Below are 14,173 nucleotides of genomic sequence, written 5' to 3'. Positions count from 1 at the left end.
TGCTCCTTACAGAAATATGAATTTGGCGATAAAGATCGCACACAGCACCCACAGGCTCACGGAGATTTCGCGGTACTTGCCGGTGCCGGTCTTGAGCGCCACGTAGGTGATAAAACCCAACGCAATGCCGTCGGCGACCGAGAAAGTCAGCGGCATCATGATCGCCGTGACAATCGCCGGAATGCTGTCGGTGGCTTCGTCCCAATTGATATGGGCCATGCTTGCCATCATCAGCATCGCCACGTAGATCAGCGCGCCGGCGGTGGCATAGGCCGGGATCATGCCGGCCAGCGGTGCAAAAAACATCGCCGCCACAAACAACACGCCCACGGTCACGGCGGTCAGCCCGGTACGGCCGCCAGCGGCAACACCGGCGGCACTTTCCACGTAGCTGGTCACCGGCGGCACACCGACCATGGCGCCAAACACGCTGGAAGCGCTGTCGGCTTTCAACGCGCGGGACAGGTTATCGATCTTGCCATCAGCGTTGACCAGGCCGGCCCGTTGCGCGACGCCCATCAGTGTACCTGCGGTATCAAACATGTGTACAAAGAGAAAAGCAAATACAACGCTGATCATGCTGATATTGAATACACCTTTTACGTCCATCGCCATCCAGGTCGGCGCCAGGCTTGGCGGCGTGGCGAGGATGCCATTGTATTGCACCAGCCCCAGGCCCCAACCGGCCAGCGTGACGGCGATGATGCTGATCAGGATCGCGCCGAATACACGGTGATAACTGAGGATGGCGATCAGCAGGAAGCAAATGGCCGCCAGCAACGGTGCCGGTTCATGCAATGAGCCGAGCTTGATCAACGTGGCCGGGCTGTCGACGATGATTCCGGCAGTCTTCAGGCCGATCACCCCGAGAAACAGGCCGACACCCGCGCCCATGGCGTGGCGCAGGCTCACGGGAATGCTATTGAGCAGCCATTCGCGTACCCGCGAAAGGGTCAGGGCCATGAACAGCACGCCGGAAATGAACACGGCCCCCAGCGCGGTTTCCCAGGTGTAGCCCATGGTGCCGACCACGGTGTAGGTGAAAAACGCATTCAGGCCCATGCCCGGCGCCAGGCCCACCGGCCAGTTGGCATACAGGCCCATCAACAGGCAGCCCAGCGCGGCGGCGATGCACGTGGCGACGAACGCGGCACCGTGATCAATGCCGGCGTCGGCCATGATATTGGGGTTGACGAAGATGATGTAGGCCATGGTGATAAAGGTCGTGAGGCCGGCGATCAGCTCGGTCTTCACTGTGGTGCCATGCAAGCGCAGTTTGAACAGGCGTTCCAGCCAGCCGTTGTGGGGCGGGGAAAGATCCAGCGTAGGGGCTTCGGATTTGCGGCTATCCACAGCAAGTACTCCTCAAGAGTTTTATTGTTATTTCCAGCGCGGGCCACGCAAGTGGGTAACCGCGCTGTGAGGTACTGGCGGGCTTTGTTGACCAATAGGTCAGGAACTCGCACGAAGCGAATTATGCTTTTGTATACAAAGAAAGCAAATAATGTTTTCGAATAGTGCGATGAAAAGCTAGTTCACGGCACTCAGTGCCTGATTGACGGCCAGCCACCCGGCCACGGCGGCTTCGCCGGCTTCACTGAAGGCGCGCTGCAACAACTTGACCTGCTCACGGCGCAGCGACTGCTCGAAGCGCAGCCCCTCGTCGGTCAGTTCCAGCAGGCGTTTACGCTTGTCGGTCTCGGACGCCACGCTGTGCACCAAGTGCATTTCCTGCAACTGACGCAGCGGGATGTTCAGTGCCTGCTTGCTCACGCCCAGCAATTCCAGCAGTTCCTTCACGCTTAACGTCGGGTAGCGCGCAATAAAAAACACGATGCGCTGATGCACCCGGCTCAGGCCGCGGCGCTCGAGCATTTCGTCGGCCTTGGCGGTGAACGCCTGGTAGCCGAAGAAGAACGCTTGCATGGCTTCTTGCTGGGCGATGGGGTTTTTAAGGTCAAGCATATTGACGTATCCGTGTGAGTCGTCGTAATTTCGGTCAACCAGTTTGACGTATTTTCCCCAGGCTTCGCTACCGGTGACCTCCATGGCCTTCTCTGAACGTGTTACGCGCCTCAAAAGCTCCTTGATCCGTGAAATCCTCGCGGCGGCCCAGCGACCGGAAGTGATGTCGTTCGCTGGCGGCTTGCCCGCCGAAGCCATGCTGCCGGCGCTGAACTGGGACGACATGCCGCTGAACATCGGCCAATACGGCATGAGCGAAGGCGAGCCGCAGTTGCGTGAACAGCTCGCTGCCGAGGCGCGTGCCCTGGGTATCCACTGTCAGGCCAGCCAGGTGCTGGTGGTCAGCGGTTCCCAGCAAACCCTCGACCTGGCGGCCAAGCTGTATATCGACAACGGCACGCAGATCCTGCTGGAGGGCCCGACTTACCTGGCGGCCTTGCAGATCTTCCAACTGTTCGGCGCCGATTGCCTCACGGTCCAGCTGGAAGCCGACGGCCCCGACCTGGGCGCGTTGCGCAGCAACCTCGAACGCCATCGCCCGGCGTTCATCTACCTGATCCCCACCTTCCAGAACCCGTCTGCGGTGCGCTACAGCGAGGCCAAGCGCGAAGCCGTCGCCGCGCTGCTCGATGAGTTCGGCGTGACGTTGATCGAAGACGAACCCTACCGCGAGTTGACCTTCGACGGCGCCAGCGCCAAACCCATTGTCGCCCGCCTGCAAAAAGCCAGCTGGATCTACACCGGCACGGTGTCCAAGACCTTGCTGCCCGGCCTGCGTGTCGGCTACCTGATCGCCAGCCCAGACCTGTTCCCCCACCTGCTCAAGCTCAAGCAGTCGGCGGACCTGCACACCAACCGCGTCGGCCAATGGCAGGCGATGCAGTGGATCGGCACGCAAAAATACCAGCAACACCTGGTGGAGTTGCGCAGTTTCTATCGCGACCGCCGCGATGCGTTCCAGGCCGCACTGGCGCACCACTTCGCCGACCTGGCCGACTGGCAAGTGCCCCAAGGCGGATTATTCTTCTGGCTGACCTTGAAACAGCCGCTCGATACCCGCACCTTGTTGGCTCACGCGCTCGACCAGAACGTCGCGTTCATGCCCGGTGAACCGTTCTTTTCCGAGCCGGACCAGCACCTGGGCTCGTTGCGACTCAATTTCAGCCATATCGACCCGGCCCGCCTGGACGAAGGTCTCAAGCGCCTGGCCGCGGTGGTCCGTCAAGCACAGCACGCGCAAGCGGCATAAGGGGAGCCCCATGTACAAGGTTTATGGCGATTACAAGTCGGGCAACTGCTACAAGGTCAAATTGATGCTGAGCCTGCTGGGCATCCCGTACCAATGGGTCGATGTGGACATCCTCAAGGGTGACACCCAGACCGCCGAATTCCTGGCCAAGAACCCCAACGGCAAGATCCCCGTGCTGGAGCTCGAAGACGGCACGTGCCTGTGGGAGTCCAACGCGATCCTCAACTTCCTCGCCGATGGCAGTGAGTTCCTGCCCACCGAGCCGCGCCTGCGTACGCAAGTGTTGCAGTGGCAGTTTTTCGAGCAATACAGCCACGAGCCGTACATTGCGGTGGCGCGGTTTATCCAGTTTTACCTGAACATGCCGCAGGATCGCCTGGAGGAATACAAAACCACCCATAAGGGCGGATACAAGGCGCTGAAGGTCATGGAGCGTCAGTTGCAAGCCACGCCATTCCTGGTGGGCGAGCAGTATTCGATTGCCGATATCGCCTTGTATGCCTACACCCATGTGGCGCATGAGGGTGGGTTTGATCTGACGCCTTATCCGGCGGTGCAGGCATGGTTGACGCGTGTGGCCAGCCATCCTAAACATATCGCTATGCTGGATTAAACGCAGGTTCGACTGTGGGAGCGGGCTTGCTCGCGAAAGCTGTGGTTCAGTCAAATCATCAGTGACTGACATTCCGCTTTCGCGAGCAAGCCCGCTCCCACATTAGCGCTGCGCTGTGTCAGATAATTCGTCTTTGAGCAGATCAAAGCAGCGCTGTGCGGCCGGGCTTAGTGCAACCCCGCTGCGACTGATCAACCCGATCTCCCTATTCACCCCAGGATGATCGATGTGGATGCGCTTCAACCCCTCCAGACTGTCCGCCGCCGACTCGGGCAGCACACTGATCCCCAGCCCCTGGCGCACCAGTGCCAACACCGTCGACATGTAGTTGGCTTCCATGCCGGCGTTCATCGTCAGCCGTGTCTCGTCGAATAAGGCATCCACGTGTTCACGCACGCTGCTGTCGCGCCCGGTGAGGATGATCGGCTGGTCCGCCAGTTGCCCCAAGGTCAGTTGGCGATGGCGGGCGAGGGGATGATCCTGCGGTACAAACGCACACAATCGGTCATTCAGCACCGCTACGAATTCCAGGCCATGGCTGAGCCGCGCGCGTACGCCAATGCCGAAATCCACTTCGCCGGAACGCACCTGGGCATGAATGCGATGGGCCACCAGGTCATGCAGGCGCACGTCGATCCCGGCAAAACGCTCACGAAACAGGCGCAGCACCGGCGCCAGCGTGCCGGCGCACACCGAGGGCAGGGCGGCAAGGGTGACCACGCCCCGGCGCAGCGCGGCGAGGTCACGGGAGCCGGTGACGATGTTATCCAGGTCCAGCAGCAGTTTTTCCATCGGCCCGCGGGCTTCCTGGCCCGCGGCGGTGATGCTGACGTGGCGCGGGCTGCGGTCGAGCAGGGCGACGCCGAGCCAGTCTTCCAATTGTTGCACTTGCACCGTGAGCGCCGAGGGTGACAGGTGCAGCTCATTGGCCGCCTTGGTGAAACTGCCTGTGCGCGCCACCGCAAGGAAGGCCTGGATGTGTTGGATGCTGTTCTTCATAGGGAATGCTTCATTTTGTTTTTCCGAACGCCAGCAGGTGAATATTCCAATTTACAAAGACTACCGCGCTTCCAATACTCCGTGGAAAACAATAACCGGCCACCAAGGCCGCCCTGGAGTAACCCATGCTCGCAACCCTGGGTGTCATCACCATCCTGTGCCTGCTCGCTGCCGTCATGAGCAAACGCCTCTCACCGCTGGTGGCCCTGATCGCCTTGCCGATCATCGCCGCACTGCTTGGCGGGTTCGGCCTGCAGACCAGCGCCTTTATCATCACCGGCATCAAGAACGTCGCCCCCGTGGTGGGCATGTTTGTGTTCGCGATCCTGTTTTTCGGGATCATGACCGATGCTGGCATGCTCGACCCCATCATTGATCGCATCCTGCGCACGGTAGGGACGCGTCCTACACGAATTGTCGTAGGTACCGCGACCTTGGCGCTGCTGGTGCACCTCGACGGCTCCGGCGCGGTGACCTTCCTGGTGACGGTGCCCGCCATGCTGCCCTTGTATACCCGGCTGGGGATCGATAAGCGCATCCTCGCGTGTGTCTGTGCGATGGCGGCCGGGGTCAACTTCCTGCCCTGGACCGGCCCGGTGCTGCGCTCGTCGGCGGCCTTGCATGTGCCGGTGGCGGATTTGTTCCAACCACTGATTCCGGTGCAGATCGTCGGCCTGATCTTTGTCTTCGCCTGCGCCTGGTGGCTGGGCCATCGCGAAGAAAAACGCCTGGGCCTCGGCGCCGGTTCCAGCGTGGACGCCATGCCGCAGCGGGTGCTCAGTGACGACGACATCAAGCTGCGCCGCCCGCGTCTGTTCTGGGTCAACCTGATTCTGACGGTGCTGGTGATGGTGGTGATGATCGCCGGCTGGGTCGATCCGGTGGTGATGTTCATGCTCGGTACGGTGATCGCGCTGTGCATCAACTACCCGAACGTCGACGCCCAGCGCGCCCGTATCGATGCGCATGCGAAGACCGCGCTGACCATGGCCAGTATCCTGCTGGCGGCCGGCGTGTTCACCGGCATCATGCAGGGCACCGGCATGCTCAAGGCCATCGCCGAAGTGGCGGTGGCGCAGATTCCGGCCGGCCACGGCAAGCTGATCCCGGCGGTTGTAGGCTTTATCTCCATGCCGTTGAGCATGCTGTTCGATCCTGATTCCTACTATTTTGGCGTGATGCCGGTAATCGCGGAGGTCGGCAAGGCTTTGGGCGTCGATCCGTTGCAAGTGGCCCAGGCCTCGTTGCTGGGCGTGCACACCACCGGTTTCCCGGTCAGCCCGCTGACCCCTGCGACCTTCCTGCTGGTGGGCCTGTGCAAGATCGAATTGGCCGATCACCAGCGTTTTACCATTCCGTTTCTGTTTGCCGCGTCGGTGTTGATGACCCTGACCGCGTTGCTCCTGGGAGTTATCTGATATGAAAACCTTGCGCATCGGTTCCGGCGCCGGCTATTCCGGCGACCGTATCGAACCTGCCGTGGAACTGGCCGAGCAGGGCGACCTCGATTACCTGGTGTTCGAGTGCCTGGCCGAACGCACGATTGCCTTGGCGCAACAGGTGCGAATCAGCGATCCCAGCGGCGGTTACGACCCCTTGCTCAGCGAGCGCATGCGCCGCGTGTTGCCCTTCGTTGGTACGCAGGCCGGGCGTCGCCGTCTGCGGGTTATCACCAATATGGGCGCGGCCAACCCGGTGTCGGCGGCCATTGAAGTGCGGCGGATCGCCGCCGCGTTGGGCCTTGACCTCAAGGTGGTCGCTGTCGTCGGCGACGACGTGCTGAAGGCATTGCAGCCCGAATTTTTGCTGGATAACGGCCAGACCGTCGGCGCCTTGGGCGAGCGGCTGATTTCGGCGAATGCCTACCTGGGCGTCGACGGCATCCTGCAGGCTTTGCGCGCAGATGCCGACATCGTCATAACCGGGCGCGTGGCTGACCCATCGCTGTTCCTGGCGCCGCAGATGTTTGAATTCGGCTGGGCGGAGGACGATTGGCAGCGCCTGGGGCGCGGTACGTTGGTGGGGCATTTGCTCGAATGTGCCGGGCAAGTCAGCGGTGGGTACTTTGCCGACCCTGGTTTCAAGGACGTGGACGACCTGGCTCGGCTGGGCTTCCCCCTGGCTGAGATCAATGCCGACGGTGCAGCCGTGATCACCAAGGTTGCCGGTTCCGGTGGGCGGGTCAGCCGTGCCACCTGCACTGAACAGCTTATCTACGAGGTGCACGACCCGGCCGCGTACCTCACGCCGGATGTGACGGCGGATTTTTCCCGGGTGGGGTTTGTCGAGGAGGCCGTTGATCGCGTTCGCGCCCAGGGCGCCGGCGGTCGTGCGCGACCCGAGCAGTTGAAGGTCAGCGTCGGCTACCTGGAAGGTTGGATCGGTGAAGGGCAGATGTCCTACGGCGGCCCCGGCGCTGTCGCACGAGCCCAATTGGCAAGGGATGTGGTCCTCAAGCGTCTTGAATTGATCGGCGTGAAGATGCAGGACGTGCGCGCCGAGCTGATCGGCATGGACTCGCTCCATGGCCCGCGCAGCGGCGTCGAGCCCTGGGAAGTGCGCCTGCGCGTGGCCGCGCGCTGTGAGGAACGCAGCGAAGCCGTGCGTGTGGGCAATGAAGTGGAAACCCTCTACACCAACGGCCCGTCGGGCGGCGGCGGCGCGAGCAAAAGCGTGCGCCAAGTGGTGGCGGTAGCCTCGTTGCTGCTGCCGCGTAACGTGGTCAACCCGAGGATCGAAGCATGAAGCTGCACACGCTGGCCCATTCCCGCACCGGGGATAAGGGCGACACGTCGAATATCTCGATCATTGCCTATCGCGCCGAGGATTATCCGTTGCTGTGCGAACACTTGACGGCCGAGCGTGTGGCCGAGTTCTTCGCCGGCTTGCTGGAAGCAGGCGCGGCGCCGGTGAAACGCTATGAATTGCCCAACGTGCAGGCGTTGAACTTCGTGCTGCCGGGGATCCTGCGCGGTGGCGTCACCCGTTCGCTGGCGCTGGATGCCCACGGCAAGTGCCTGGGGTCGGCGCTATTGGCTTTGGAAATACAGGATTTAAGACCGGCGTAGATCCTGTGGGAGCTGGCTTGCCTGCGATGCAGACGACGCGGTAGCTCAGGTGTGCCGAGGTGATGCCATCGCAGGCAAGCCAGCTCCCACAGGGGTTTGCAGTGTCTGTCAGACCGCGGCAAACCGCTGGTCCAGGTACTCGATGATCGCCTTGGAGTCATACATCCAGGTGGTCTGGCCATTTTCTTCGATCCGCAGGCACGGCACCTTGATCTTGCCGCCTTGCTCCAGCAGGGTCTGGCGGTCCTGTGGGTTGTTCTTCGCGTCCTTCAACGCCACCGGCACATTCAGGCGGTGCAGGGTGCGGCGGGTCTTCACGCAGAACGGGCACGCGTGGAACTGATACAGGGTCAATTCCTTGGCCGCTGCGTTCACCTGCGCCTGTTGCTCGGCGCTGCGTTGTTTTTTGCGTGGGCGGGTAAGGTAGTCGCCCGCGATGATGAGTTGGCCGAGACCCACTCGAAGTGCTTTGACGAACATGGCTGAAACCTCTTGCCCATGACAGAAGGGGCCGCAGCTTACCTGATTTTTGCCAGGCGAAAAAAAACCGGCGATGAACGCCGGTTCTTTCCTGCGCAGCCCGTTACTTGATCAGGCTGAGAAACTCGCTGCGGGTGGCCGCGTTTTCGCGGAACTCACCGAGCATCACCGACGTGATCATCGACGAATTCTGCTTCTCGACCCCGCGCATCATCATGCACATGTGCTTGGCCTCGATCACCACGGCCACGCCCAGGGCACCGGTCACCTGCAGCACCGCATCGGCGATCTGGCGGCTGAGATTTTCCTGGATCTGCAGGCGACGCGCATACATGTCGACGATCCGCGCGACCTTCGACAGGCCCAGCACTTTGCCGCTCGGGATATACGCCACGTGGGCCTTGCCGATAAACGGCAGCAAATGGTGTTCGCACAACGAGTACAACTCGATGTCCTTGACCAGCACCATTTCGCTGTTGTCAGAGCTGAACAAGGCACCATTGGTGACTTCTTCCAGTGTCTGCTCATAGCCGCGGCAAAGGTACTGCATCGCCTTGGCGGCACGTTTTGGCGTGTCGAGCAGGCCCTCGCGGGAAACGTCCTCGCCGAGCTGGCCGAGTATCGCGGTGTAGTTTTGTTCCAATGTCACAGGGCTGTTTCCGTATGGGTTTCAGAACGGTACGGTGTATGCCTGTACCAATGTGAAGCGCAGTTTTCAGCGGGTGTAACGCATAGGGTGCTGATTGATGGCGCACATAGTAGCTTAGGTGCGCCGACAGTTGTATTCCTTGGCGATCCCGGTGTTAGAGTCAGCCATCTTTGAGGGGGACCTGATGACACCGCTGGAGCGAAGCATTTCTGAACGTGCCGTACTCTTTGCCAAGGCAAATCGTACACAAATAGCCAGGGAATTGGCCTGCCTGAGTCGATATCCGGGTGAAGAGTATCCAGTGTCAGTCTTTATGGCCGGTTCCCCTGGCGCAGGCAAAACAGAAGTTTCGAAGTCTTTCATCCGTTTGATGGAGGCCCATGGATCGACTGCTCTTCGTATCGATCCTGACGACTTTAGAGAATATTTCCCTGAGTACACAGGTGGGAACTCAAGTCTTTTCCAGCGTGGTGTAACAGCCATCGTGGAACGGACCGTCGACCTTGTTTATCAACAGCGCCAGTCGTTCCTTTTGGATGGAACACTTGCGAATCTTGATGTTGCCCGAAAAAATGTTCAGCGTGCTCTCGATAAGAAAAACCGATCGGTTCAAGTGATCTATGTTTATCAGAAACCGACGTTAGCCTGGGAGTTTGTGTTGGCACGTGAAGCTATCGAAGGAAGGAACATTCCCTGCAAGGAGTTTGTTCGTCAGTTTTACGCATCAAAGGCGACGGTTTGTCAGCTAAAGCGCGAGTTTCAGGATCGCCTTCAGGTCGACGTGCTCATCAAGGACACGGACGGTGGTGATGCAGAGGTCGGTATCGACCTTTCGGCTGACGACGTTGACGAGTTTGTCAGGCAGCCCTACCATCCAGATCAACTTGAGCAAATCTTGACCGGAGCAGCCTTATGAAAGGCGGAATCACGGAATCGGTAGAAAAATATCAATCAACGACCATGTCGGACTTTTTCCGCAACTGTTCGGTAGAAGAAAAGCGTGCGGTGTATCGAAGCGCAGCCAATACTGCGATAACGATGCAAAAAGCTGTGATCTCTTTAGCCGAAGAAAAGAAGTCTCAAAAGGTTAATAGCAACTAGACATCCAGCTCATTGAGCCAAAGCCCAGCCTGAGTGCTGGGCTTTTTCATGTTCACTCGTCGCGCCCTTCCATCATGGTGCGCTTGAGCATCACATACACCGCGCCCGCGCCGCCGTGGCGGGCCTGGCACGAGGTAAAGCCGAGCACCTGGGCGTGTTGGCGCAGCCAGGTGTTGACGTGACTCTTGATCATCGGGCGCTTGCCGTCCAGCCGCACGGCCTTGCCGTGGGTGACGCGCACGCAGCGGATTTCGAATTTGGTCGCTTCGGCAAGGAAGGCCCACAGGGTTTCCCGGGCTTTCTCCACGTTCATGCCGTGCAAATCAAGACTGCCCTCGAACGGGATCTGGCCGGCCTTGAGCTTGCGCATCTGGCTTTCCTGCACGCCATCGCGGGCCCACATCAGCTCGTCTTCGGGGCCGACGTCGATCACGAATTGGTCCGACAGGCCGTCCACGGTGGTGGCGTCGGTGCGCACGGTCGCGGCCTGGCGCAGCTTGGCGATCTGCGCCCGGTCGGCCTTGGGTTTGCCGGTGTCGGCACGGTCATGCTTGATCGGCTTGACGCCGCGCAGCTCGTTCTTGAACAGGGAAAAATCGTCGTCTTGCATGGTGGCCTCCGCGAAGGGCGGGCAGTTTACCTAAATCGCGGCGGCCAGGGCGCAGGAAACGCTATCCAAGCGCCATCAGTCGTGCTTTTTCATCAGGTGCGAAGCGATGTTGAGCGACAACGGCTGGCGCATTTTCCGACGGCTGCGCCGCCATAACCACACGCCCAGCCACAGCATCAGCAAGCCGATCGCCAACAGAATCGCCGAGCCGCCAGGGCTGGCATTCAGCTCGCCAAGCGCCGGCGAATGACCAAACAGGCCGGCGCCACCAGCGCCGGCCAACAGCAAACCTACCATCGCCAGCAGCGCGGCAATGCCGGCCACCAGGCGCAGACGCCAGTTGCTCGGGCCCTTGGGGCGCAAGCGACGAGCATCAAAACCATCGGATATCTTCATTCCGACCTTTCCTCCAGGGTATCGGCCCTTCGACCGGACAATACACAGGTTGTTCCGGGGCGAGGGGTAAATGCGCCAAATGAAAGGGCTTTGCGGATGAGCGGGGCAATAAACATTGCCGCGTCGCTCGTCGGCGCTTGTTTAAATCAGATCAGGTCTTTGGTCAGCGCAAGGGTGGCGAAGTTGTCGGCCATGATCGCCATTTCGGTCTGCTGTACATGTTCGGCGCTGAGGACGCCGCCTTTGTAAGGCAGGTCACGGGTGGCGCAGGCATCTTCGACCAGGGTGCAGCGAAAGCCCAGGTTTTTGGCGGCGCGCACTGTTGTGCTGACACTGGAATGGCTCATGAAACCGCAGACGATCAGGTCCAGGGAACCAAGATCCTGCAGATGCTTTTCCAGGCCGGTGCCGTGAAAGGCACTGGGCAACAGCTTGCCGATGATGGTTTCGTCACCTTCAGGTTCGAGCCCCGGGATGAACTCGCCGCGCTCGCCCTGGGGGTCAAACAGGCCGCCCACCGTGCCCAGGTGGCGCACGTGCACAATCGGGCGCCCGGCGTTGCGCGCCGATGATACAAGCTGCTTGATGTTGTTGACCGCCGCGTCCATGCCGGACAGGGCGAGCGGGCCGCTGAGGTATTCCTTCTGGGCGTCGATGATCACGAGGGTCGCATGGCTGAGGTTCGCTGCTGCGTAACCACGACCGCTGAGTTGAAACATCGTCTTTGGAACGGACATTCTGGGGCTCCTGTGAGGGGGGCTTTTGCGACATTGTCCACTGGCTGAGCGGTTCTGTGAATCGCTACCATCGTAAGGTACGCCGTTGCTGGCGTGCAGCCCTGTCAAGAGGTGCGCCTGTTTAACACAATGACGCTAATTCAGATGAAATCCGACGGGTGGCAGAGGCTTTTTCGGACATCGTCGGTACAGGTGAAGGCTGTTAGAATCGCCAGTCGTTTTTTCCAGGAGCTTGCCCCGTGACCACTTCCCGCCTGCGCACCTTGCGCGATCATATCCGTTGGGCTGTCAGCCGTTTCCATGGGGAAGACCTGTTTTTTGGCCATGGCACCGACAACGCCTGGGACGACGCACGGCAACTGGTGCTCGGCGCGTTGCACTTGCCTTGGGAAATTGCCGACAGCTACCTCGACTGCAACCTGGAAGAAGAGGAAGTTGCCCACCTGCAACGGTTGCTGCATCGCCGCATTCACGAACGCGTGCCGACCCCTTACCTGATTGGTGAGGCTTGGTTTTGCGGCCTGTCGTTTATCGTCGATGAACGCGTGCTGATCCCGCGCTCGCCGATCGGCGAGCTGATCGAAAACCGCTTCGCACCCTGGCTGGCGAAGCCGCCGGCACGCATCCTCGACCTGTGCACCGGCTCCGGCTGCATTGGCATCGCCTGCGCCTACGAGTTCCAGGACGCCGAAGTAGTGCTGGGCGACTTGTCCTTCGAAGCCCTGGAGGTGGCCAACCAGAACATCGAACGCCACGGCGTCGACCAGCGCGTCTACACCGTGCAGGGCGACGGCTTCGACGGCTTGCCGGGCCAGCGCTTTGACCTGATCGTGTCCAACCCGCCGTATGTGGATGCCGAGGACTTCGCCGATATGCCCGACGAATACCAGCACGAGCCTGAGCTGGGCCTGGCCTGCGGCGACGATGGCTTGAACCTGGTGCGGCGCATGCTGGCCGAGGCGGCGGACCATCTGACCGAGAAGGGCTTACTGATGGTTGAAGTGGGCAACAGCCAGGTGCACGTCGAGGCGCTGTACCCGGAAGTCGACTTCGCCTGGCTGGAGTTCCAGCGTGGCGGGCATGGGGTGTTCATGTTGACGGCCGAGCAGTGCCGCCAGCATCAGGCGGTGTTTGCCGCCAGGGTCTGACGGCAGGAACGCGGTCAGTTTGGGAGCTGGCTTGCGATAGCCAAAGATATCTACACAATTTCAACGGCTGACAAATCTCTCTGTGGCGAGCGGGCTTGCCCGCGTTGGGCTGCGCAGCAGACCCAGTCAGCAGAATGCGGTGTATCAGACGTTCCGCAGAGCCTGATTTTAGGGCTGCTTCGCAGCCCAACGCGGGGCAAGCCCGCTCGCCACAGAGGAAACCGAAGCTGACCCACCGCTATCGCAGCGATGCGGCGACCCGACAAGCCAGCTCCCACAGGTTGATCGCATTTCAACGGGCTATCGGTGCGTGGCAATCCAGATCAACAACCCCGCCTGAAACACCGTAAACGCCACCAGGCAGGTGATGGTAAAGCGCAGCCCGCTGTCTTCACGCTTGAACTTGGTGACCTTTTCCTCTTCCTTGCGCAGCTTCACTTCCTGCTCCGCGAGGTTGTGATCGGCTTGTTGCAGCATCTGCGCCGCCTCCAGAATCTCCACGAACTGCACCTTCTCGGTGTTCCAGCTCTCCAGCACATCGCCGACTTTGCCCGGCTGCACGGTGCCCTTCAGATGCTGAACATCGGCGTAGGCCACATCAAAACCGTGGATGCGCAGGAAGTGATCGCGGCGCAGGCGCGTGGATTCGTTCAGCGCGTCCTTGTTGGACAGGTCAACGCCGTCGACGCGATAGTGCGACCATTTCTTTTTCGCCCAGGCGGCCCCTTGGGCCACCAGGAAGCGGCCGATCCCACGGTTGACCGGTTCGATTTCCAGGCTGTTGCCTGGGCCGAAATGCACGCGATGCTTGTCGTGGTCGACCCAGATATCCAAGTGATTCTGCTCACGCCGCACGCGCTGTCCCGGCAACTGAATGACCATGCGCAGCAGGCTGTGGTGTTTGTCATGGCGCTCGGCATAGCCGAACTGCACGAACCGCAACGGTCGCACCCCTGTGGCGCGGTCAATGGCCAGGGGCGCCAGGCGCAGCATCTTGAAATGCTCGGCCTGAACATCCGCCCACGGCAGGGCCGCCGCGTCGACGGCCTCGGTTTTTTCAGCCGCGGTTTCGGCGGTAGATTCCGGTGTTGCTTCAGTGGTTGTCATGCGGCGCGATCCTGTCCAAACCCAGCAAGTCGACAGTCTTTTTACTGTCGA

The 14,173-nt window shown here is 60.6% G+C and carries 17 protein-coding genes; 8 read left to right on the top strand and 9 right to left on the bottom strand.

The window, feature by feature from the left end:
* Positions 1-6: 6 nt before the first annotated feature.
* Both KVG91_RS04175 and KVG91_RS04170 read right to left on the bottom strand, forming a co-directional pair.
* The gene (locus KVG91_RS04175) at positions 7-1,353 is read right to left on the bottom strand and encodes an NCS2 family permease (protein WP_169375069.1); all 1,347 of its coding nucleotides are present in this window, start codon (positions 1,351-1,353) and stop codon (positions 7-9) included.
* Between the two features lie 177 nt (positions 1,354-1,530).
* Positions 1,531-1,965 carry a MarR family winged helix-turn-helix transcriptional regulator gene (locus tag KVG91_RS04170; RefSeq protein WP_169375068.1) on the bottom strand — a complete coding sequence of 145 codons (435 nt, stop codon included), beginning with the start codon at positions 1,963-1,965 and terminating at the stop codon, positions 1,531-1,533.
* Positions 1,966-2,047: 82 nt separating this feature from the next.
* Here KVG91_RS04170 and KVG91_RS04165 point away from each other — a divergent pair, with 82 nt between their 5' ends.
* The gene (locus tag KVG91_RS04165; protein WP_169375067.1) at positions 2,048-3,214 is read left to right on the top strand and encodes an aminotransferase-like domain-containing protein; all 1,167 of its coding nucleotides are present in this window, start codon (positions 2,048-2,050) and stop codon (positions 3,212-3,214) included.
* Between the two features lie 10 nt (positions 3,215-3,224).
* Positions 3,225-3,827: a glutathione S-transferase family protein gene (locus KVG91_RS04160; protein WP_169375066.1), complete on the top strand. Its 603-nt coding sequence runs from the start codon at positions 3,225-3,227 to the stop codon at positions 3,825-3,827.
* A gap of 102 nt (positions 3,828-3,929) precedes the next feature.
* Here KVG91_RS04160 and KVG91_RS04155 read toward each other — a convergent pair whose 3' ends face one another.
* Positions 3,930-4,826: a LysR family transcriptional regulator gene (locus tag KVG91_RS04155; protein WP_169375065.1), complete on the bottom strand. Its 897-nt coding sequence runs from the start codon at positions 4,824-4,826 to the stop codon at positions 3,930-3,932.
* 125 nt (positions 4,827-4,951) lie between these two features.
* Here KVG91_RS04155 and KVG91_RS04150 point away from each other — a divergent pair, with 125 nt between their 5' ends.
* Genes KVG91_RS04150 through KVG91_RS04140 form a run of 3 tightly spaced genes read left to right on the top strand, consistent with a single transcriptional unit; the run spans position 4,952 to position 7,894 of the window.
* Positions 4,952-6,244 (top strand): CitMHS family transporter, encoded by a 1,293-nt coding sequence (locus tag KVG91_RS04150; protein ID WP_169375064.1) that lies wholly within the window; start codon positions 4,952-4,954, stop codon positions 6,242-6,244.
* Between the two features lies 1 nt (position 6,245).
* A complete protein-coding gene (locus tag KVG91_RS04145) occupies positions 6,246-7,571 on the top strand; it encodes an acyclic terpene utilization AtuA family protein (RefSeq protein ID WP_169375063.1) in 1,326 nt (441 codons plus the stop codon).
* Positions 7,568-7,894: an AtuA-related protein gene (locus KVG91_RS04140; RefSeq protein ID WP_169375062.1), complete on the top strand. Its 327-nt coding sequence runs from the start codon at positions 7,568-7,570 to the stop codon at positions 7,892-7,894. Before KVG91_RS04145 ends, KVG91_RS04140 begins: the two co-directional genes overlap by 4 nt.
* Positions 7,895-8,002: 108 nt before the next feature.
* On the opposite strand, the gene KVG91_RS04135 is transcribed toward KVG91_RS04140, so the two are convergent.
* Positions 8,003-8,374 carry a glutaredoxin family protein gene (locus KVG91_RS04135; protein ID WP_169375061.1) on the bottom strand — a complete coding sequence of 124 codons (372 nt, stop codon included), beginning with the start codon at positions 8,372-8,374 and terminating at the stop codon, positions 8,003-8,005.
* A gap of 103 nt (positions 8,375-8,477) precedes the next feature.
* A complete protein-coding gene (gene folE, locus KVG91_RS04130) occupies positions 8,478-9,023 on the bottom strand; it encodes a GTP cyclohydrolase I FolE (protein ID WP_003175229.1) in 546 nt (181 codons plus the stop codon).
* A 184-nt stretch (positions 9,024-9,207) separates the two neighbouring features.
* Between folE and KVG91_RS04125 the strand changes: the two genes are divergently transcribed.
* Both KVG91_RS04125 and KVG91_RS04120 read left to right on the top strand, forming a co-directional pair.
* Positions 9,208-9,939 carry a zeta toxin family protein gene (locus KVG91_RS04125; RefSeq protein WP_169375060.1) on the top strand — a complete coding sequence of 244 codons (732 nt, stop codon included), beginning with the start codon at positions 9,208-9,210 and terminating at the stop codon, positions 9,937-9,939.
* On the top strand, positions 9,936-10,124 hold the full coding sequence (locus KVG91_RS04120) for a hypothetical protein (RefSeq protein ID WP_169375059.1): 189 nt from the start codon (positions 9,936-9,938) through the stop codon (positions 10,122-10,124). Before KVG91_RS04125 ends, KVG91_RS04120 begins: the two co-directional genes overlap by 4 nt.
* 52 nt (positions 10,125-10,176) lie before the next feature.
* Here KVG91_RS04120 and KVG91_RS04115 read toward each other — a convergent pair whose 3' ends face one another.
* The 3 genes from KVG91_RS04115 to KVG91_RS04105 all read right to left on the bottom strand — a co-directional run bounded on the left by KVG91_RS04115 (position 10,177) and on the right by KVG91_RS04105 (position 11,867).
* Positions 10,177-10,734: a Smr/MutS family protein gene (locus KVG91_RS04115; RefSeq protein ID WP_016976371.1), complete on the bottom strand. Its 558-nt coding sequence runs from the start codon at positions 10,732-10,734 to the stop codon at positions 10,177-10,179.
* 75 nt (positions 10,735-10,809) lie between these two features.
* On the bottom strand, positions 10,810-11,130 hold the full coding sequence (locus KVG91_RS04110; protein WP_169375058.1) for a hypothetical protein: 321 nt from the start codon (positions 11,128-11,130) through the stop codon (positions 10,810-10,812).
* Between the two features lie 146 nt (positions 11,131-11,276).
* Positions 11,277-11,867 carry a cysteine hydrolase family protein gene (locus KVG91_RS04105; RefSeq protein WP_169375057.1) on the bottom strand — a complete coding sequence of 197 codons (591 nt, stop codon included), beginning with the start codon at positions 11,865-11,867 and terminating at the stop codon, positions 11,277-11,279.
* 239 nt (positions 11,868-12,106) lie between these two features.
* On the opposite strand from KVG91_RS04105, the gene prmB reads away from it, so the two are divergent.
* A complete protein-coding gene (prmB, locus tag KVG91_RS04100) occupies positions 12,107-13,015 on the top strand; it encodes a 50S ribosomal protein L3 N(5)-glutamine methyltransferase (RefSeq protein WP_169375056.1) in 909 nt (302 codons plus the stop codon).
* A 300-nt stretch (positions 13,016-13,315) separates the two neighbouring features.
* Here prmB and KVG91_RS04095 read toward each other — a convergent pair whose 3' ends face one another.
* Positions 13,316-14,122, bottom strand: a complete 807-nt coding sequence (locus tag KVG91_RS04095) for a hypothetical protein (protein ID WP_169375055.1) — start codon at positions 14,120-14,122, stop codon at positions 13,316-13,318.
* Positions 14,123-14,173 lie beyond the last annotated feature (51 nt).

The sequence above is a fragment of the Pseudomonas azadiae genome, assembly GCF_019145355.1.
GTDB classification, from domain to species: domain Bacteria; phylum Pseudomonadota; class Gammaproteobacteria; order Pseudomonadales; family Pseudomonadaceae; genus Aquipseudomonas; species Aquipseudomonas azadiae.
Note: the sequence above shows the minus strand (reverse complement) of the source record. Positions and strands in the feature narration are given on the sequence as shown.